Origin of the sequence: Pseudomonas sp. EL_65y_Pfl1_R83 (genome assembly GCF_963970695.1) — a bacterium.
Taxonomy (GTDB): Bacteria; Pseudomonadota; Gammaproteobacteria; order Pseudomonadales; family Pseudomonadaceae; genus Aquipseudomonas; species Aquipseudomonas tritici.
The window spans coordinates 225,167-243,490 of sequence record NZ_CAXAQI010000006.1; the positions used below are offsets into that span (position 1 = coordinate 225,167).

The window sequence follows — 18,324 nt, forward strand, 5'->3', positions numbered from 1 at the left end:
GTTCATGGCAACCATCACGTTGTTCTACAGCGTGCTGATCTGGGCCACTGTCAACGTGACAGAGGACAACATCATTGCCAGCTATTTGAAGCTTGAGGCACAGGCGTTCAAGGAACGGCATAGCCTGCAGGGGGCAGCGACAGCGATGCCCAACAGCATTTACCTGCAAGGCTACTGGTCAGGGGACGCTGAAGTTCCGGCCGTCATGCGCCAATTGCCAGCCGGTCACCATGAACTGGAGGGAGAGGATGTCCATGTGTTCGTAAGTGTCGTACCGGGTGCGTCACAGTGGCTGATACTGGTGCTGAACGAGTCTGAACTCAGCCAGACCGAAGGCTACGGCGCTCGGATTTTCGGGCTGTTGTGCGCGGTGGCCGGATTGATCCTGATCCTGGGTACGATCCTGGCCATCGCGATTGCCCGGGCCATTGCCCGACCCGTCAGCCAATTGGTGGAGGACGTGGCCTCTGAACCGCGTGGGCCGTGCAGATTCAGCGGGTTCGAGCGCCAGGATGAAATCGGCACGTTGAGCCGTACGCTGTCGGCTCTGGTGACCCAGCAAAATGCCGCGCTGCTGCGCGAGCAGGCATTTACCCGGCACGTGAGCCACGAGCTACGCACCCCCTTGGGTATCTTGAACAACAGCCTGGCGATCCTGCGTTTGCCCGGCTGCAACGCCGAAAAATCGGCACGCAGCCTGCTACGCATGGAAGGCGCGTTGTCCGGAATGAAAATGACCATTGAGCTGTTTTTGTCCCTGGCCCGTGAACCGCGTCAATTGCCCCATGCGGCGATTGACCTGTCCGCCGTCGTCGCCGAGCAGATCGAAAAATACCAGCTGCTTTTCCCTCTCGCGGCTGATGCGCGGGTGCTGACTGGAGCATCAACGATCTGCGTGCAGACCAATGAGGCGATAGCCCGCAGTGTGGTGCAGAACCTGCTGGGCAACGCTGTTCAGCATGGCGCCGGCAAAGTCCGGGTTGTCCTCACTGAGCAGCAACTGGTGATCATCAATAACCGTGTGGAACAGCGCGTGTCGCCGGGGTTCGGCTTTGGCCTGGAAATCGTCTCGCGTGCCTGCACGCAGGCAGGCTGGCGCCTTGAAACCCGACGCACACGCCATACGTTTCATGCGCGTATCTGCTTCACTTGAGATTGCCACTTAGAAACTGCTGCAAGCGCTCACTCTTGGGATTGCCCAGCACATCCTCAGGCGCACCTTGCTCTTCCACCAGGCCCTTGTGCAGGAACAGCACCTGGCTCGACACCTTGCGTGCAAAGCTCATCTCGTGGGTCACCATGATCATGGTGCGGCCTTCCTCGGCCAGGCCCTGGATCACCTTGAGCACTTCGCCCACCAGTTCCGGATCGAGGGCCGAGGTGGGTTCGTCGAACAGCATCACCTCGGGTTCCATGGCCAAGGCGCGGGCGATGGCGACCCGTTGCTGCTGGCCGCCGGACAGGAACGCCGGGTATTGATCGGCCACACGCGCCGGCAACCCTACCTTGTCGAGGTAGCGACGGGCGCGGTCTTCGGCGTCTTTCTTGCTGCAACCCAGCACCCGGCGCGGGGCCATGGTGATGTTTTCCAGCACGCTCATGTGGCTCCACAGGTTGAAGTGCTGGAACACCATCGCCAGGCGCGTGCGCAGGCGCTGCAGTTCGGCGTCGTCGGCCACGCGCATGCCGTGGCGATCGCTGACCATGCGAATCGACTGGCCGTCCAGGGTCATGGCGCCGTCGTTGGGGGTTTCCAGGAAGTTGATGCAGCGCAAAAAGGTGCTCTTGCCCGAGCCGCTGGCGCCGATCAGGCTGATCACGTCACCGGTGTTGGCCTTGAGCGAAACACCTTTGAGCACCTGATTGTCGCCATAGCTTTTATGCAGGCCTTCAACGGTCAATTTGTACATGGGGCGTGCATCCTCAAGGCGAAAGTAGATAGCCGCTGCGGTAGGCCTCGGTGCCTGCGACATGGCCGATGACCATCCCGGCAGTGGCCATGCGGCGTAGCGAACGGGCGTAAAGCAGGCCGGCCTTCTGGCAGTGCACCGGCGTTACGCGGTCGGAAATGGGGTCGATGATTTCGGCGATCAGTTGCCCGGCTTCCAGGTATTCACCGGGCAGGGCGCTGAACACCAGCAGGCCACCCACTGGCGTCGCCACCGGTTCAACGCCGGCCAGCGGTGTGGCCGGGTAGGGCAGGTCGGGCAGCGGTGCCGCATCACCGGTAATGGCGCCGAAGTGAATCAGGTAGTCGATGATTGCCTGGCAGTCGAGGCTGGCCAGGCCGTGGTTGACGTCGCCTTGCCCGCGCAGTTCGACGGTCACCGAAAAACTGCCCATGGGGATCGGGAAGCGCTCGCCGAAGCGTTGCTGCAATTGCCACCAGACCAAGGTGAAACACTCATCGAAGGATTGCCCACCGGAGTCGGTCGCGAGCAAATTGGCCTCCGAACCGATATACCGCGCCAGCGGTTCCACCTTCGGCCAGGCCTCGGGCGTGGTGTACAAGTGCGCCACGGCTTCGAAATCGCAATGCAGGTCCAGCACTATGTCGGCGTCACAGGCCAGGCGTTGCAGCACCAGGCGCTGGGATTGCAGCTGGGTGTCGGCATTTTGCGCGGCGAGGGCGGTGGACAGCGCGGCGCGGATCAGTTCGACGTTGTGCCGAGGATCATCCCCGAGCACATCTTCGACCTGGTTGCCGACGGCTTCACTGAGGTCCACAAACAGGCGATTGAAGTTCTGCCCGCTCTCCAGCTCATAGCGACCCAGCGGAATATCCATCAACACCTGTTCCAGGCCCACCGGGTTGGCGATGGGCACCAGCACGATCTCGCTGCGCAGGCGACCGGCCGCGGCCAGCTTCGCCAATTGCACTTTGAGGTGCCAGGCCACCAGCATGCCCGGCAGCTCATCGGCGTGCAGCGACGACTGGATGTAAATCTTGCCCTCGGCCTGCTCCGGGCCGAAGTGAAAACTGTGAATCTGCCGCGCCGTACCTGGCACTGGCGCGATCAGTTCATGAACCTGGTGACGCATACACACTCCTTAATGGCTCGGCCCGAGAAACGCCAGCCAGCGGCGCTCCGCCAGACGAAACAGACCGACCAGCGCGAAGGTCACGGTCAGGTAGATCAGCGCAGCGATACCGAATGATTGAAAGGTCATGAAGGTGGCCGAGTTGGCGTCCCGCGCCACTTTGAGGATGTCTGGAATCGTCGCGGTGAAAGCCACCGTGGTCGAGTGCAGCATCAGGATCACTTCATTACTGTAGTAAGGCAGCGAGCGACGCAGCGCGGACGGCATGATCACGTAGGCGTACAGCTTCCAGCCGCTCAAGCCATAGGCCTTGGCCGCTTCGACTTCGCCATGGGCCATGCTGCGGATCGCCCCGGCGAAAATCTCCGTGGTGTAGGCGCAGGTGTTGAGGGCGAAGGCCAGGATGGTGCAGTTCATCGCATCGCGAAAGAACGCGTCCAGCAGCGGTTGCTCGCGCACGGCGGCGATGCTGTAGATGCCGGTGTAGCAGATCAGCAACTGGATATAGAGCGGCGTGCCCCGGAACAGGTAGGTGTAGAACTGCACCGGCCAACGCACGGCACGATTGCGCGAGACACGCGCAATGGACAGCGGAATCGACACCAGAAAGCCGATGACCAGCGCGGCGCTGAGCAGCCACATCGTCATGGCCAGACCGGTGATGTGCTGGCCGTCGCTATAAAGGAAGGGGCGCCAGTATTCCTGCAAGAGTTCGATCATCGCACTGCCTCCCGGGCGCCTGCGGAGTAGCGCCGTTCAAGGCGACGCAAGACGAAGTTGGACGCGCTGGTGATCATCAGGTAGATCAACGCGGCGAGCACCAGGAAGTAGAACAACTGATAGGTGCTCTTGCCCGCGTCCTGGGCAGCCTTGACCAAGTCGGCCAGGCCTATGATCGACACCAGCGCCGTGGCCTTGAGCATCACCATCCAGTTGTTGCCGATACCCGGCAGCGCAAAGCGCATCATCTGCGGGAAGGTCACGTAGCGAAACCGTTGCCCGCGCTTGAGGCCGTAGGCCGTGGCGGCTTCCAGTTGGCCACGGGGCACGGCGAGGATCGCGCCGCGAAAGGTTTCGGTGAAATAAGCACCGTAGATAAAGCCCAGGGTGATCACCCCGGCGCTGAATGGGTCGATCTCGATGTATTCCCATTCCATGAAGTCAGTGAAACCGGTGAGCCAGGTTTGCAGGCTGTAAAAAACCAGCAGCATCAGGACCAAGTCGGGTACGCCGCGAATCAGCGTGGTGTAAAGCTGGGCGGGGATGCGCAAAAAGGGCAGGCTGGACAATTTGGCGCTGGCACCGAGCAAGCCGAGCACGATACTGACGGCCAGGGACAGCACCGACAACTTGATCGTCATCCACGTGCCTTGCAGCAACAGCGGGCCGAAACCCTTCAAGCTGAGCGCGCTCAGTCCGAGGGTTTGCAACAGTTCTTCGAACATAAATCAGGACCTATGGCGATAAAAAAGCGCCCTTCCAGGGAAGGGCGCTCCAGGCATTATTTGCCGCTGTACAGGTTCAGATCGCCAAAGTGTTTCTTCTGGATGGTGGCGTAGGTGCCATCATCGTGTAACGCTTTGATACCTTTATCCAAAAGCGCCTTCAGTTCAGTGTTACCTTTTTTGATACCGATGGCGGTTTTCGACGGCAGCAGTGGGTCGTCAATGGCGGCGCTGACTTCGTAGCCTGCACCGGCTGGCGACTTCAAAAAGCCCAGTTCGGCTTGCAGCATGTCCTGCACGGAAGCGTCGAGACGGCCGGAGGTCAGGTCGGCATACACTTGGTCCTGGTTGGCGTAGGCCTTGGTGGTCACACCGGCTTTATCCAATACAGCCTTGGCGTAGGCTTCCTGGATGGTGCCTTGCTCGTAGCCCACGGATTTACCCTTGAGGGACTCGGGCGTCGAGAAGCCAGCCCCCTTCTTGAACACCAGCGAGGTTGGGCCGGAGAACAGCTCGTTAGAGAAGTCGATGGCCTTTTCACGCACCGGGGTCACGGTCATGGACGAAATCACGCCGTCGAATTTTTTCGCTTTCAGGCCTGGAATCATGCCGTCGAAGTCACTTTCGACCCACTTGCATTTCACTTTCAGCTCGGCGCAGATCGCATTGCCCAGATCGATATCGAAGCCGACCAGGCTGCCGTCGGCGGCCTTGGATTCAAACGGTGCGTAGGACGGATCGACACCAAAACGCAGTTCCTTGTATTCCTTGGCCAGCGCGGTACCGGCGGCCATGCACAGAGCCAGTGCAGAAAGGGTCAGCAATGCTTTTTTCATTATGTAATCCCTGGAAACCAAGATAAGCGCTTGTGGCGCGTTTAGGACTGTTACTGAACGGTGTCAGACGGATCACTGGTAGCAATTTCTGCACCATAGTTCCGAATGAGCGTTTTAAAAGGTGGGACAAGGGAAGTTTTAGTGTAGGAGATGCCCGGAAATGGGCACCAAAAAATCCGCGCACCATCTTGGAACTGGCGCTGGTCAAAAAGGTGGGGGCAGGCTTGCCTGCGATAGCGGTGGGTCCATTACTGATGGACTGGCTGACCCGCCGTCATCGCAGGCAAGCCAGCTCCCACAGGGTTTTGTGTTCAGGTCAGTAGGTCTTGCAGGGTGGCGAGGTTGTCGGCTTCTTCCACCTGCTTATCCTGTCGCCAGCGCAACATCCGCGGAAATCTCACCGCAATCCCGCTTTTATGCCGCTTGGAAAGGGCAATCCCCTCAAACCCCAGCTCAAACACCATGCTCGGCGTCACACTGCTCACCGGCCCGAACTTCTCCACCGTGGTCTTGCGCACGATCGCGTCGACCTTGCGCATTTCCTCATCGGTCAACCCTGAATACGCCTTGGCAAACGGCACCAGCGTGCGTTCGGTACCGGGCGGCCCGTCCCACACCGCAAAGGTGTAGTCGCTATACAAGCTGGCGCGTCGACCATGACCGCGCTGGGCATAGATCAACACCGCGTCGATGCTGAACGGGTCCACCTTCCACTTCCACCATAGACCCATATCCTTGGTGCGGCCCACGCCGTAGAGACCTTTGCGATCCTTGAGCATCATGCCTTCCACGCCCAGGCTGCGAGAGGCTTCGCGTTGTTCGGCGAGGTCCTGCCAACTGCTCCCAGTCAGCAAGGGTGATGCCTGCAACAAGGATTGGTTGCACTGGGCAATCACCTGCTCAAGTTGCGCGCGGCGCTCAGCCTGAGTGTGGTTGCGCCAGTCGTCGCCCTGATGTTCCAGCAGGTCGTAGGCCAGGACCGCGACCGGGGCATCCTCAAGTACTTTTTTGCTCAGGGTCTTGCGGCCGATCCGCTGTTGCAGCAAGGCGAAGGGTTGCACCGCGTCTTTCCATACCACGATTTCGCCGTCGATTACGGTGCCATCGGGCAAGCCACTGACCAGGCTGTGAAGTTCAGGGAAACGCTCGGTGACCAGTTCTTCACCCCGGGACCAGATCCACAGGCGGCCCTCACGTTTCACCAGTTGCGCACGGATGCCATCCCACTTCCATTCCACCTGCCAGTTGGCGGGCGAGCCCAGCAGGGTGTCGAACTGCTCCACCGGTTGCGCCAAACCGTGGGCGAGGAAAAACGGATAGGGCTGCCCACCCCTTTGCGCATGCTCGTCGGAAGATTCAGCGGCGATCAGCTTGAGGTAGCCCTCAGGCGTAGGACGGTTGGACAAGTCCGTGTAGCCCACCAGCCGCTGCGCCACGCGCTTGCTGTCGAGGTCGGCCATCGCAGCGAGGGCTCGCGTGACCAGCAACTTGGACACGCCCACGCGAAAACTGCCGGTGATCAACTTGATGCACACCATCAGGCTGGGCTGATCCAGTTGCGCCCATAACGCCGGTAGGCGCTCAGCCAATTCCAACGGAGGCAAGCCACGCAGGGGCAGGAGTTTTTCCTCCAGCCACACTGCGAGGCCATCCTCTGAGGTGTAGGTGGATTCCGGTAACAGCAGGGAAATCGTCTCCGCCAAGTCACCCACCGACTGGTAGCTCTCTTCGAACAGCCACGGCTCGATGCCCGACGCTTCGGTGGCCATGTCCCGCAGTAGGCGCGTGGGGACCAACTGGCGAGGGCGCCCCCCGGACAGAAAGTACACCGCCCAGGCGGCATCGGCCGGTGGCGCTTGCAGAAAGTAGGCTTGCAGTGCAGCAAGCTTGGCGTTGCTGGAGGTGGTGGCGTCGAGGTTGGCGTACAGCTCGGCGAAGGCCTTCATGCGCTGGCCTCCTCTTCGTCATCGCCGTATTCAGTGGTGAAGCCTTGGGCATCCAGACCTTTTTCCCGCAGATGTCGCACCAATACACCGACAGAGCCGTGGGTGACCATCACCCGTTCGGCGCCGGTTTGCTCGATGGCCCACAACAAGCCGGGCCAGTCGGCGTGGTCTGACAGCACAAAACCTCGATCCACCCCCCGCCGCCGACGGGTACCGCGCAGGCGCATCCAGCCGCTGGCGAAGGCATCGCTATAGTCGCCAAAGCGCTTTATCCAACTGCTGCCGCCGGCGGAGGGGGGGGCGATGATCAAGGCCTGGCGCAACAACGGGTCGGTCTTTTTGAAGTCACCGGCATACAGGGTTTCGGGGATGTAGATCCCGGCCTCGCGGTACACCCGGTTCAGCGGTTCGACCGCGCCATGGCTGAGGATCGGGCCGATGCTGGCGTCGATCCCATGCAGGATTCGCTGGGCTTTGCCAAAGGAATAACAGAACAACACGCTGGCCTTGCCGGCTGCGATGTTCGCCTTCCACCAATCGTTGATCCCGGCAAAAATCTGCGCCTGGGGCTGCCATCGGTAGATCGGCAGGCCGAAGGTGGATTCGGTGATGAAGGTATGGCAACGCACCGGTTCGAAGGGGGTGCAGGTGCCGTCGGGCTCGACTTTGTAATCGCCGGATGCGACCCAGACTTTGCCTTGATATTCCAGGCGCACTTGGGCCGATCCCAATACATGCCCGGCCGGGTGGAAGCTCAGGGTGACGCCGTGATGGACCAGTTGTTCGCCGTAGGCCAGGGTTTGCAGGTTGATGTCCTGGCCCAGCCGCGAGCGCAGGATGCCTTCGCCGGGAGCCGCCGCCAGGTAGCGCTGGTTGCCGGTGCGGGCATGGTCGCCGTGGGCGTGGGTGATCACCGAACGTTCCACCGGGCGCCAGGGGTCGATGTAGAAATCTCCGGCGGGGCAATAAAGGCCTTCGGGGCGGGCGATGACGAGGTCCATGGAATGACCGGGGAAGTGGGCTTGTTACTTATGAGGCGGGGCTGAACGCAGAAGTTCTATCGGAATGTATACAGAACAAATGTGGGCGCTGGCTTGCCAGCGCCCACATTCTGGTCCGGGTTCTTCAGTAAGGCCCCGGGTTATTTACCCGGCGTCAGGGTCAACCTTGTTTTCCCATACACCTTCTCAAAGTTCTGCGGCTGCATCGGGAAACTCAGGTATTGCGCCTTGAGCGACGGGTCGATGCCATTGGCATAGTTCGGGCTGGCCGGGTTGCCGGACTGGCCGATGCCACCCTGGCCCATCATCGGTTCCACCTGGCCGAAATCGACAATCATGCGCAGCGCCGGCACTTGGGTGGTGGTGAAATCCTGGCCCCAGTTGTACGGTGCCGGGTTCAAGGTGTTGTGGTCGCCGCCGGACGCCAGTGGGCCACGAATCACCTGGCCATTGGTGTTTTTCCAGGTGGTCGTGTGCAGCTTGCCCCACTGCCAGGCCTTGTGATCGGTACCCAGTTGGCTGTCACCGGCGCTGATCGCCGCGGCCAGGCTGCGGGCGAGGATCAAAGGTTTGTCTTCTTTCTGCGGGGTGCGCACGTCGTCCCAGAATGGGCTGTCTTCGCGGCCCAGCAAGTGATCGGCCTGGGCGGCGTAGGACAGGCTGGCATTGCTGACGAAAGCCTTCCAACTGGTGCTGTTTTCCGGGCCGAGTTCGTCGAGGAAGATCTGACGGGTGCTTTCCTGCAGGAACAGTTCGTAGATCGCGGCGTCGGCGGACGTTGCTACCAGTCGACCATCGAAGGCCATCAAGCGATTCAGTGCTTCCCGCGCCTTGACCTGCTCAGCCGCCGGCAACGCATCGATCGCCTGTTTCAGTGGCTGGGCCATGCCTGGGGCCTGGAACATGGTCTTTAGCTTGGCAGCAAACGTGGTGGTCTGGTCGTATTGCATGGCGATCATGCTGCGGCTGTCATGCTTGCCGGCATTGGCCAACTGCGCCAGGCGCTCGCTACGTTCCGGGGCGTCCCAGGAATTGGACAACTGCATGCCATAACCGCGTGGCGCGGTGCGCTGGTTGGCAGTGCCGACCCAGCCTTGGGCCGGGTCCTGGTCATAGGGGTGCAACATCGCGTCGGCGTAACCGTCCCAGTCGAAACGCGTGTCCCAGCCCGGCGACGGCAGCAAACCTTCGCCTTCGCGACGGTTGGGGAAGCGGCCGGTGACTTGCCAGCCAATATGGCTGGCGTCGGCGAAGACCATGTTCAGCGCAATGGCGCGAATCTCGCGGGTTGCGTCCGAGGCCTTGGCGGCGTTTTGCGCGCGCGACAGGTCGAAGAACGCATCCAGGCTCTTGTCGTCCTTGAAGTCGGCGGTGTGCAGGGCCAGGCCCAGGCCGGTGGTCAGCGCCTGGCTGCTGTTGAGCAGGGCACCGTGGCGGGTTTCGTACACCACTTCACGAATCGAGCGCTGGCCTTTCACGAAGAAGGTTTCGTTACGCACACCTGCCGGTAGCCATTTTCCGTTGTTCTCGTAGTACAACGCGTTGCCCTGGCGTTTGACCTTTTCCAGGAACAGGTCCTGAGTGTCGCCCTTGACCGTGCTCATGCTCCACGCGACCTTGCCGTTGAAGCCGGACAGCAGCGTCGGCAAGCCGGCAATCGAGGCGCCCACGGCCTGGTATTTAGGTGCACGGATCTGCACGTAGCTCCATGGCGACGGGGCTTGCGGCTGGGCGGCGAGGTCGTTGGCCAACAGGCTTCTGCCGCTGCGGCTGCGTTGCGGACCGATTGCCCAGTTGCTCGAGGTGGTGACCGCCAGTGAGTTGAGGTGACTCAGTTGCTGGCTGACCGCGTCCAGCCCTGCCAGGCCGGTGATCTGGCCCAGGCTCACAGCCTTGAGTTTCTCGGCTTCGGCCAGCGGGACCGCTTCATCCGGCGCGCTTGGGGTCAGCCAGGCGAGTTTGTCGACGCCGACTTTCTGCGCCAGCACCAGGGATGAAATTTCTTCCTGCAGGTTGGCCGACTCGCTGAAATTCAGCAGGCAGAACAGCAGCGCCGAATCTTCCGGCTTCCAGTATTCCGGCTTGTAGCCAGTCTGGGCCAGGTCTGGCGGTAGCTTGTCGCGGTAGCGGAACAGGTAGGCGTTGACGCCACGGGCATACACTTCAAAGAAGCGTTTGAGGCGCGGCGACGAAGCGTTATACAGCTCGCCGGCACTTTTTTTCAGGTTGACCGCACGCATGAAACGGTCGACGTCCAGCACTTCAGCACCCGCCATTTCCGCCAAGCGACCCTGGGCCAGCAGGCGCAGGGTGACCATCTGGGTGATGCGATCGCTGGCGTGCACGTAACCGAGGCTGAACAGCGCGTCATGGAAGGTATTGCTTTCGATCAGCGGCATGCCCTGGGCATTGCGACGCACGGAAACGTTTTGAGCCAGGCCTTTGATCGGCAGCACACCGGCGACTGGCGGCAGGGTGTCCTGGGTGTTCTGGAGCTGGCAACCGGCCAGGCTCAACGCACTGGCCACTGCCGCGGCAACGCCGAACCGGGGAAGAAAATGTGAGAGGGCTGGCGAGGCCATGGCAAAGCTCCTGCGGGGGGTAGCGTCAGTAAAGGCGCTACGTTAGTGAGCGCGGCGAAACGACGCAAGCGGGAGTTTGGGGAAAGCGTGAGATCTTGAGTCTTGCGCAGACCAATGTGAGCGCTGCGGTGTGACGATTCGACTTGGTCGCGAAGGCGGTCGGTCAGTCACACACGTACCGACTGATACACCGCTTTCGCGAGCAACCCCACACATTTTGATTGAGTGCGACTTAAGATCAGGATTTGGGCGGGTTGATCTTCTGCACCAGTTCATAGGCGCGGACCGTCGCCGGCCGTTCCTTGATGCTGTTGAACCAGCGCAGCAGGTGTGGGAAATCTTCCAACCGCTGGCTCTGCCACTTGTGGGAAACAATCCACGGGTAGATCGCCATATCCGCGATGCTGTAGGCGTCGCCTGCCACGAACGGCCGATCCGCCAAGCGCCGGTCCAGCACGCCGTAAAGCCGGGCGGTCTCATCTATATAACGCTTGATTGCGTAGGGAATCTTCTCCGGCGCGAACTGGCTGAAGTGATGATTCTGACCGGCCATTGGCCCCAATCCGCCCATTTGCCAGAACAGCCATTGCAAAGCTTCCTGGCGACCGCGCAGGTCTTTTGGAATGAACCGGCCAGTTTTTTCCGCGAGGTACAGCAGGATTGCACCGGATTCAAACAGCGAAATCGGCGCGCCGCCGTCGGCAGGGTTCTGATCGACGATCGCCGGAATTCGGTTGTTGGGGGCTATCTTCAGGAAGTCAGGCTTGAACTGTTCGCCCTGGCCGATATTGATCGGGTGCACCTCGTAGGGGAGACCGGCTTCTTCCAGGAACAGCGATATTTTGTGACCGTTGGGGGTGGTCCAGTAATACAGGTCGATCATGAAGCTCTCCAAAAAGGGGAATGCTTGAGCGGATGCCTGTAGGTATAGGTGATGTTCAGTGCGCAAAAATTCAATGAAACATTTGCGCATAATCTTAGAAGCAATTTATACGGCCCCATCCACCCACCCAATGTGGGAGCGCGCAAGTCAAATCGTCGCACCGCCGCTCCCACATTTGGATCTTCAGCGTGGCTTACGCCCCGTGGCACTTCTTGAATTTCTTCTCGCTGCCGCACGGGCAAGGGTCATTGCGACCCACGTCCTTCAACGCATTGCGCACAGGCTCCTGGTGAGCGTGGCCGCAGTTCGGGCCGTGGACATGGCCGTGGTCGTGATCATGGTGATCGTGATCATGGTTGCAGTCAGGACCATGGACATGGGGTTGCTGAGTCATCGATGTCGCTCCGGAATAAAATCGCCGGGGATTATCTCGCCATTGTGGTTCACCTGCACGTCATAACCGATGAATAATCCGGTTTTCAACTCACCTTCCAGGCGATACGGCACAGGCTTGTTGGGGTTTTTCAGCATCTGCACCACATCACGGATCTGCGGCCAGAGGTTGGTGCGTACCGACACCCGGAAAAACTTATGACTGCGCGGCGGTACGGTTAGCCACTCGTCGGACTCGCCCTCGGTCAACACGAAGTCGCCCAGGCTGACCTTGTAGATCAGGCCGCGCACGGTCAGGTCGGCGTCGTCACGGTTGTCCACGCGAAAGAACAGCTTGAACTTCTGCTCCAGCAGCTTGGCGCGCACCACTTCGACTTTCACCAGGGACACGTGCGGCGGCGGTGAGTCGTCTTCGAACCACGACGCGCAGCCGCTCAGACCAAGGGTTAACGCCAGCATCAAGCTGTACATCCGGAGCATGGCGTGAGTCCTGTGGTGGCTAGAGATAGCTGGAACAACACTTCTTGAATTTCTGCCCACTGCCGCACAGGCACGGATCGTTGCGTCCGGCCTTCACTTGCACTGTCGGGTCGATGAAGTACCAGCGCCCGTCATTCTGTACGAAAGAGGATTGCTCGCGGTGGCTATGTTCGCCGGTGCTGTCATGCCAGCGTGCGGTGAAGGTCACAAAGGCGTGTTCCGGCTGGCCGCCAAACACCTCGCAGCTTTCCACTTCAAGGCCGAGCCAGGTGCTCTGTGCGCTCCAGGCGCCGATGGCATTGCGGTCCAGGTCCGGCTGTTGGGCGGGCAGGGTGGTGGCGACCAGATAGTCCACCAGGCCCAGCACGTAGGCGCTGTAGCGCGAGCGCATCAGCGCGCTGGCGCAAGGTGCCGGGTGCCCGGCGTGATAATGGCCGCAGCAGGCATCCAGCAGGTTGCCACTGCCGCAGGGGCAAATGGGTGTGCTCATCGGGTTACCACCAGTACTTTCCGAAGTTTTCCGGGTTGGCCCAAAAGCGGGCGTTGAGCCAGTCCGGTACTTGTTTATAGTCAAGCAGATCATAGGTAAACAGCGTCAGAACCTGCTCATCACGCTGGAAACGCTCACCAGCCTGCAGGGCCAGGGAGAAGAAGTCGGTGTCCTTCCAGTCACAGGCGCCCAGGTCCACCAGTACCGCAATGCGGCTGGCATTGAGGTTGCGGATGCCGCCCAGCAGCGTCAGGCCTTGTGGTTTTGACAGGTGCTCCAGGCAGTCCACCACCAGCGCCAGGTCAAACCGCTGTGCGGCAAGCTCCGCCGGCAAGGCTCCCGGTGCCGCGACAGACACCTGGGTATCCGGGTGCGCCTTTTTAAAAGCCTCCAGCGCCGGGAACTGGCTGGCGCCCAACAGCAACAGGCGTTTTGGCGGGTGCAGATCAAGCAAGGCGGCCAAGGCTTGCTGGGGTGTACGAGCAGAAATACCAGCGGTCATCAGAGATCCTCACATCAGGACCGTAGAGACTAGCGCGGCTGAGCGTGCGGGCCTAGAGCGGGCGGCAGCGAAAAGTCCGACAGTAGCAACGAACCTCAATGAATACAGGGGGGCGGCGCAGTGGCGAAGATGAAAAGAGCCGTCTTTACTCCACCCATCGGCCCCCGCCGATCCCCTCAGGAGAAATCAGATGAGCATCATGCGGACAGCTCTACCCTTGGTTCTGCTAACCGGAGTATTGACAGGTTGCGCAGGTTTGCAAAAAACCGACTGGCCCACCTGCGCCGCCGTTGGCGGTGTGACCGGCGCGGCGATCGGTGCCACTGAAAGCTCGGCCTATGCAGGCTATGGTGCGTTGCTGATCGGTGGCATGGCCGGCGCCTATTGCTGGGTGCACGGCGATGGGGACGAAGACGGCGATGGCGTGCCAGACAGCCGCGACAAGTGCCCGGGCACGCCAAAAGGCGTGCAGGTAAATGCCGATGGGTGCCCGCCTGCGCCGCCAGCGGCCGTGGTTGAGGAGGTCGTGGTGGTCAAGGAAGAAACCATCGTGATTCGCGATGTGCACTTTGAATTCGACTCGGCCAGGCTGACTGCGGCGGATAAAACCAAGCTCGACATCATCGCCACCCGCCTGAAACAGGAAGCCCCAAGCGCTCAACTGCGTGTCACCGGCCATACCGACAGCGTGGGCAAAGACGCCTACAACCAACGGCTCTCGGATAAGCGCGCGCATTCGGTGACGGATTACCTGGTCGGCTCGGGTGTGCCTCGCAGCGCCTTCGTGGCGGTGACGGGTGCGGGTGAGAGCCAGCCGGTGGCTGACAATAAAACCGCTGAAGGCCGTGCCTTGAACCGCCGTACGGAAATCCAGATCAACCGCTGACGGCTCTTGCCCCTGTGGGTTCCACAGGGGCATTGCTGGCAACTTTCGCTGAAGTCTCCCCTTTATTAACTTTTTTTATCCTTCACTGGCAAAACGCCGGTAGAAGTCGTTACTGTGCGTCCAAAGAATAAGTTGAAATAGCTTTTGTAATAATTCCGGGGAGCTTCATATGCGTAAGGTTTTACTGTTGGCCGTGTTGGTCAGCCCCGTTGCCCTGGCGCAAAGCGTCAGTGTTGAAACCAACTCGTTGATGCGCCTGCCCAGCAGCACCAGCGTGTTGCAACTGGAGCGCCTGGACGTGGCGGACTACGGCACCTTGCTGGTTCCTTCCACCATCAGCCAAGTCACGGTGGATGAACTGCACCTGGGGCGTGACGCCCGTATCGCCATCGTGCCCGGCGGCACCGCGTTGCAATTGCAGGTGCGCCATGCGCAGTTGGATCACGGCAGCCAGATCACCTCGCGCGGTGCTCCCGGTACCCATGAAAAGCCGGCCAAGGCTGGGCGTGATTTGATCTTGCGCATGAATTCGCTGAACGCTGAAGAACTCTCGGTAGACGCCCGTGGTGGCGCCGGTGCCCAGGGTTATGCCGGGCTGGACGGTGCCAACGGTGAAGACCCAGGTTGCACCTGGGGTTCGGCGGGCCGGGGCTTCAATGGTGATAACGGCGGGGATGGCCTTCCGGGAGCAGCGGGTGCACAGGTGCGGGTCGAATTGCCGCAGAGTTTTCCGGCTGAGCAGATCAAGGTCTGGGTTGACGGTGGCGCCGGTGGTTTAGCGGGCACGGCGGGTAAACCCGGCAAAGGCGGGCAATCCAAAGGCTGTGTGGTGTACCGCGCTGATGGCGGCGAGAAGGGCCGCCCAGGGTTGGAAGGGCAGCCTGGGCCGACGGGGCCTGCTGGCGCTCTGACTATTCAGCGGCTGTGAGTCGTTTGGGCTGACGTCTTCGCGGGCAAGCCCGCTCCCACATTCGACCGCATTCTCATGTTGGAACTCGGTCAACTGTGGGAGCGGGCTTGCCCGCGAAGAAGCCCTAAAGCACACCCTTAGAACATTGGCCGAGCCGAAGCAATCGCTACCACCACCAGCCCCACGATCAAGTTAATCCCCACCAACCGGCGAATCTGACCCAGTACCGCCGCACCTGCGGGCCAATCTTCAGCCGCCACTGCCGTGCGCAATTCCGGAAGCTTCAACGCCTGGATACGTATAAACAGCGCCGTCATCACCAGATACAACCCCATCATCACCTGCACATAGCGCGGTGCCGTCTCAAACCCGCTGAAGCGCAACTGCAACAGGCCTACGCCGCTGATCGGCAAAACCGCCACCGCGACCCACACCCACACGAAAAAACGTTGAAACACATTCGTCCATAATTTGAGCCGGGCAGGGCCCTCAAGCGCCGCCACAGCGGCGGGGCGCAGGATCATCCAGGCGAAAAACATGCCGCCGACCCAGATCAGGGCAGCCAGTACATGCAGGGTATAAACGAGGCTAAACACAGTCATTGAGGTACTCCGTTCTGCGCGGGATTAATTAGCGGGGTATGATAGCGGCCGATCCGAACCACTGAAAATTTATCCAGCGTTTTTTGCGCCCGACTATCCATGATCAGCACTGAACTCAAAACTACGATCCAGGGCGCCTACACGCGTTTTCTCGAAGCCAAGCGCTTGAAGCCGCGCTACGGCCAGCGCCTGATGATCGCCGAAGTGGCCAAGGTCCTCGGGGATATCGACACCGACGACGAAGGCCGGCGCAGTGGCGACCCGGCGATCGTGGCCGTCGAGGCCGGCACCGGTACCGGCAAGACCGTGGCCTACAGCCTGGCTGCGATTCCTACCGCCAAGGCTGCCGGCAAACGCTTGGTGATTGCCACCGCGACCGTCGCCCTGCAAGAGCAGATCGTCTACAAAGACCTGCCTGACCTGATGCGCAACAGCGGCCTGAACTTCACCTTCGCCCTGGCCAAGGGCCGTGGCCGCTACATGTGCCTGTCCAAGCTCGACGTGCTGTTGCAGGAAGGCCACGCGCAAACCGCCACGGCGTCGCTGTTTGAAGAAGAAGGCTTCAAGATCGAAGTGGATGAAGTCAGCCAGAAGCTGTTCACCAGCATGATCGAGAAGCTGGCCGGTAATAAATGGGACGGCGACCGCGACAGCTGGCCCACCGCGCTGGAAGACGCCGACTGGGCACGCCTGACCACCGACCACAGCCAGTGCACCAACCGCCATTGCCCCAACTTCGGCCAGTGCGCTTTCTACAAAGCGCGCGAAGGCATGGGCAAGGTCGATGTCATCGTCACTAACCACGACATGGTCCTGGCCGACCTGGCCCTGGGCGGTGGCGCCGTGCTGCCTGACCCGCGCGACACCCTCTATGTGTTCGACGAAGGTCATCACCTGCCCGACAAGGCCATCGGCCACTTCGCCCACTACACGCGGCTGCGCTCCACCGCCGACTGGCTTGAAACCACTGCGAAGAACCTCACCAAGTTGCTGGCCCAGCACCCGCTGCCCGGCGACCTGGGCAAGCTGATCGAACAAGTGCCGGAGCTGGCGAGGGAGATCAAGACCCAACAGCAATTCATGTTCAGCGCCTGCGAACAGGTGGCTGACTTCAAGCCCGGTGAAGACGTCGAGGGCCGTGAGCGACCCCGTCATCGTTTCGTCGGTGGGTTGATCCCCGAACACATGCGTGAAATGGGCATCGAGTTAAAGAAGGGCTTCTCGCGCCTGACCGACCTGTTCACCCGCCTTACTGACCTGCTCAAGGAAGGCATGGACGGCGAGGTCAACATTGGCATCGCCAGCAACCAGGCCGAAGAATGGTACCCGCTGTTCGGCAGTCTGCTTTCCCGTTCCCAAGGCAACTGGGAGTTGTGGACCGCCTTCACCGTCGAAGACCCGGAAGACAACCCGCCCATGGCCCGCTGGCTGACCCTGTCCGAAAGCGGGGCACTGTTTGATATCGAGGTCAACGCCAGCCCGATCCTGGCGGCCGAAATGCTGCGGCGCAACCTCTGGAACGTGGCCTACGGCTGCCTGGTGACCTCGGCCACGCTGACCGCACTGGGTACTTTTGATCGCTTCCGCATGCGTGCCGGCCTGCCAAAAAAAGCGGTTACGGCGGTAGTGCCAAGCCCGTTCCATCACGCCGACGCGGGTGTGTTGCGGGTGCCGGACCTCAAGGCCGACCCGCGGGATGCACCCGCCCACACGGCCGCGATCATCCGCGACCTGCCGGAGCTGGTAGAAGGCTCGCGGGGCACCCTGGTGCTGTTCTCGTCGCGCAAGCAGATGCAGGACGTGTTCGACGGCCTCGACCGTGACTGGCGCAAGCAAGTGTTTATCCAGGGCAACCTGTCCAAGCAGGAAACCCTGAACAAGCACAAGGCGCGGGTCGACGGTGGAGACTCCAGCGTGCTGTTCGGCCTGGCGAGTTTCGCCGAGGGTGTGGACTTGCCCGGTGCCTACTGCGAACACGTGGTGATCGCCAAGATCCCGTTCTCGGTGCCGGATGATCCGGTCGAGGCGGCGCTGGCCGAATGGATCGAAGCACGGGGTGGTAATCCGTTCATGGAAATCTCGGTGCCGGATGCTTCCTTGAAGCTGGTCCAGGCCTGCGGTCGTTTGCTGCGTACCGAAGAAGACCGGGGCACCATCACCTTGCTCGACCGCCGTTTGGTCACCCAACGCTATGGCAAGGCTATCCTTAATGCCTTGCCGCCGTTCAGGCGCGAAATTTCTTGAGCCACCGTGGGCGGATTCGCCCACTTCGTGGTCTATCTCAATTATGTCATCAGGCCATTCACCGGTCGCCTGGGAGAACCTT

General features: G+C 60.9%; 18 protein-coding genes. 4 read left to right on the forward strand and 14 right to left on the reverse strand.

The features are described 5' to 3' along the window. Positions 1–4 precede the first annotated feature (4 nt). Positions 5–1,153: a sensor histidine kinase gene (locus AACY08_RS11340; RefSeq protein ID WP_339469486.1), complete on the forward strand. Its 1,149-nt coding sequence runs from the start codon at positions 5–7 to the stop codon at positions 1,151–1,153. On the opposite strand, the gene AACY08_RS11345 is transcribed toward AACY08_RS11340, so the two are convergent. The 13 genes from AACY08_RS11345 to AACY08_RS11405 form a co-directional block, all read right to left on the reverse strand. Continuing rightward, a complete protein-coding gene (locus AACY08_RS11345) occupies positions 1,146–1,910 on the reverse strand; it encodes an ABC transporter ATP-binding protein (RefSeq protein ID WP_339418106.1) in 765 nt (254 codons plus the stop codon). The genes AACY08_RS11340 and AACY08_RS11345 overlap by 8 nt on opposite strands. Before the next feature lie 13 nt (positions 1,911–1,923). Continuing rightward, on the reverse strand, positions 1,924–3,042 hold the full coding sequence (locus tag AACY08_RS11350) for a succinylglutamate desuccinylase/aspartoacylase family protein (RefSeq protein ID WP_339469487.1): 1,119 nt from the start codon (positions 3,040–3,042) through the stop codon (positions 1,924–1,926). Between the two features lie 9 nt (positions 3,043–3,051). Beyond that, positions 3,052–3,762: an ABC transporter permease gene (locus AACY08_RS11355; RefSeq protein WP_065872420.1), complete on the reverse strand. Its 711-nt coding sequence runs from the start codon at positions 3,760–3,762 to the stop codon at positions 3,052–3,054. Next, the gene (locus AACY08_RS11360) at positions 3,759–4,487 is read right to left on the reverse strand and encodes an ABC transporter permease (protein WP_339435899.1); all 729 of its coding nucleotides are present in this window, start codon (positions 4,485–4,487) and stop codon (positions 3,759–3,761) included. The genes AACY08_RS11355 and AACY08_RS11360 overlap by 4 nt, the downstream gene beginning before the upstream one ends. Before the next feature lie 56 nt (positions 4,488–4,543). Next, the gene (locus tag AACY08_RS11365) at positions 4,544–5,323 is read right to left on the reverse strand and encodes a transporter substrate-binding domain-containing protein (protein WP_339469488.1); all 780 of its coding nucleotides are present in this window, start codon (positions 5,321–5,323) and stop codon (positions 4,544–4,546) included. Positions 5,324–5,634: 311 nt separating this feature from the next. Next, the gene (locus AACY08_RS11370; protein WP_339469489.1) at positions 5,635–7,269 is read right to left on the reverse strand and encodes an ATP-dependent DNA ligase; all 1,635 of its coding nucleotides are present in this window, start codon (positions 7,267–7,269) and stop codon (positions 5,635–5,637) included. Then, a complete protein-coding gene (locus AACY08_RS11375; protein ID WP_339469490.1) occupies positions 7,266–8,270 on the reverse strand; it encodes a ligase-associated DNA damage response exonuclease in 1,005 nt (334 codons plus the stop codon). The genes AACY08_RS11370 and AACY08_RS11375 overlap by 4 nt, the downstream gene beginning before the upstream one ends. 140 nt (positions 8,271–8,410) lie before the next feature. Then, positions 8,411–10,852 (reverse strand): penicillin acylase family protein, encoded by a 2,442-nt coding sequence (locus AACY08_RS11380; protein ID WP_339469491.1) that lies wholly within the window; start codon positions 10,850–10,852, stop codon positions 8,411–8,413. A gap of 238 nt (positions 10,853–11,090) precedes the next feature. Next, entirely contained in the window at positions 11,091–11,735 is a 645-nt protein-coding gene (locus AACY08_RS11385) for a glutathione S-transferase N-terminal domain-containing protein (protein WP_339469493.1), read from the reverse strand. Positions 11,736–11,928: 193 nt separating this feature from the next. After that, a complete protein-coding gene (locus AACY08_RS11390) occupies positions 11,929–12,129 on the reverse strand; it encodes an SEC-C metal-binding domain-containing protein (RefSeq protein WP_003189235.1) in 201 nt (66 codons plus the stop codon). Then, positions 12,126–12,608, reverse strand: coding sequence for an LEA type 2 family protein (locus AACY08_RS11395; RefSeq protein WP_339469495.1), 483 nt, complete (start codon positions 12,606–12,608; stop codon positions 12,126–12,128). The genes AACY08_RS11390 and AACY08_RS11395 overlap by 4 nt, the downstream gene beginning before the upstream one ends. 19 nt (positions 12,609–12,627) lie before the next feature. Beyond that, a complete protein-coding gene (locus tag AACY08_RS11400) occupies positions 12,628–13,098 on the reverse strand; it encodes a YchJ family protein (protein WP_339418090.1) in 471 nt (156 codons plus the stop codon). A gap of 4 nt (positions 13,099–13,102) precedes the next feature. Then, positions 13,103–13,600, reverse strand: a complete 498-nt coding sequence (locus tag AACY08_RS11405; RefSeq protein ID WP_339469496.1) for a DUF6231 family protein — start codon at positions 13,598–13,600, stop codon at positions 13,103–13,105. A 190-nt stretch (positions 13,601–13,790) separates the two neighbouring features. Between AACY08_RS11405 and AACY08_RS11410 the strand changes: the two genes are divergently transcribed. Further along, complete coding sequence (locus AACY08_RS11410; protein WP_065872411.1) at positions 13,791–14,486, forward strand: OmpA family protein; 696 nt, start codon at positions 13,791–13,793, stop codon at positions 14,484–14,486. Between the two features lie 169 nt (positions 14,487–14,655). Beyond that, complete coding sequence (locus AACY08_RS11415) at positions 14,656–15,414, forward strand: collagen-like protein (RefSeq protein WP_339469498.1); 759 nt, start codon at positions 14,656–14,658, stop codon at positions 15,412–15,414. Between the two features lie 119 nt (positions 15,415–15,533). On the opposite strand, the gene AACY08_RS11420 is transcribed toward AACY08_RS11415, so the two are convergent. Then, positions 15,534–15,998 carry a CopD family protein gene (locus AACY08_RS11420; RefSeq protein WP_339469499.1) on the reverse strand — a complete coding sequence of 155 codons (465 nt, stop codon included), beginning with the start codon at positions 15,996–15,998 and terminating at the stop codon, positions 15,534–15,536. 99 nt (positions 15,999–16,097) lie between these two features. Between AACY08_RS11420 and dinG the strand changes: the two genes are divergently transcribed. Further along, positions 16,098–18,242: an ATP-dependent DNA helicase DinG gene (gene dinG, locus AACY08_RS11425; protein ID WP_339418082.1), complete on the forward strand. Its 2,145-nt coding sequence runs from the start codon at positions 16,098–16,100 to the stop codon at positions 18,240–18,242. Positions 18,243–18,324 lie beyond the last annotated feature (82 nt).

What these genes read in the sequence shown, in the direction of transcription:
- AACY08_RS11340 (WP_339469486.1), top strand. Translation starts at nt 5, where the DNA reads ATGGCAACCATCACGTTGTTCTACAGCGTGCTGATCTGGGCCACTGTC.
- AACY08_RS11345 (WP_339418106.1), bottom strand. Translation starts at nt 1,910, where the DNA reads ATGTACAAATTGACCGTTGAAGGCCTGCATAAAAGCTATGGCGACAAT.
- AACY08_RS11350 (WP_339469487.1), bottom strand. Translation starts at nt 3,042, where the DNA reads ATGCGTCACCAGGTTCATGAACTGATCGCGCCAGTGCCAGGTACGGCG.
- AACY08_RS11355 (WP_065872420.1), bottom strand. Translation starts at nt 3,762, where the DNA reads ATGATCGAACTCTTGCAGGAATACTGGCGCCCCTTCCTTTATAGCGAC.
- AACY08_RS11360 (WP_339435899.1), bottom strand. Translation starts at nt 4,487, where the DNA reads ATGTTCGAAGAACTGTTGCAAACCCTCGGACTGAGCGCGCTCAGCTTG.
- AACY08_RS11365 (WP_339469488.1), bottom strand. Translation starts at nt 5,323, where the DNA reads ATGAAAAAAGCATTGCTGACCCTTTCTGCACTGGCTCTGTGCATGGCC.
- AACY08_RS11370 (WP_339469489.1), bottom strand. Translation starts at nt 7,269, where the DNA reads ATGAAGGCCTTCGCCGAGCTGTACGCCAACCTCGACGCCACCACCTCC.
- AACY08_RS11375 (WP_339469490.1), bottom strand. Translation starts at nt 8,270, where the DNA reads ATGGACCTCGTCATCGCCCGCCCCGAAGGCCTTTATTGCCCCGCCGGA.
- AACY08_RS11380 (WP_339469491.1), bottom strand. Translation starts at nt 10,852, where the DNA reads ATGGCCTCGCCAGCCCTCTCACATTTTCTTCCCCGGTTCGGCGTTGCC.
- AACY08_RS11385 (WP_339469493.1), bottom strand. Translation starts at nt 11,735, where the DNA reads ATGATCGACCTGTATTACTGGACCACCCCCAACGGTCACAAAATATCG.
- AACY08_RS11390 (WP_003189235.1), bottom strand. Translation starts at nt 12,129, where the DNA reads ATGACTCAGCAACCCCATGTCCATGGTCCTGACTGCAACCATGATCAC.
- AACY08_RS11395 (WP_339469495.1), bottom strand. Translation starts at nt 12,608, where the DNA reads ATGCTCCGGATGTACAGCTTGATGCTGGCGTTAACCCTTGGTCTGAGC.
- AACY08_RS11400 (WP_339418090.1), bottom strand. Translation starts at nt 13,098, where the DNA reads ATGAGCACACCCATTTGCCCCTGCGGCAGTGGCAACCTGCTGGATGCC.
- AACY08_RS11405 (WP_339469496.1), bottom strand. Translation starts at nt 13,600, where the DNA reads ATGACCGCTGGTATTTCTGCTCGTACACCCCAGCAAGCCTTGGCCGCC.
- AACY08_RS11410 (WP_065872411.1), top strand. Translation starts at nt 13,791, where the DNA reads ATGAGCATCATGCGGACAGCTCTACCCTTGGTTCTGCTAACCGGAGTA.
- AACY08_RS11415 (WP_339469498.1), top strand. Translation starts at nt 14,656, where the DNA reads ATGCGTAAGGTTTTACTGTTGGCCGTGTTGGTCAGCCCCGTTGCCCTG.
- AACY08_RS11420 (WP_339469499.1), bottom strand. Translation starts at nt 15,998, where the DNA reads ATGACTGTGTTTAGCCTCGTTTATACCCTGCATGTACTGGCTGCCCTG.
- dinG (WP_339418082.1), top strand. Translation starts at nt 16,098, where the DNA reads ATGATCAGCACTGAACTCAAAACTACGATCCAGGGCGCCTACACGCGT.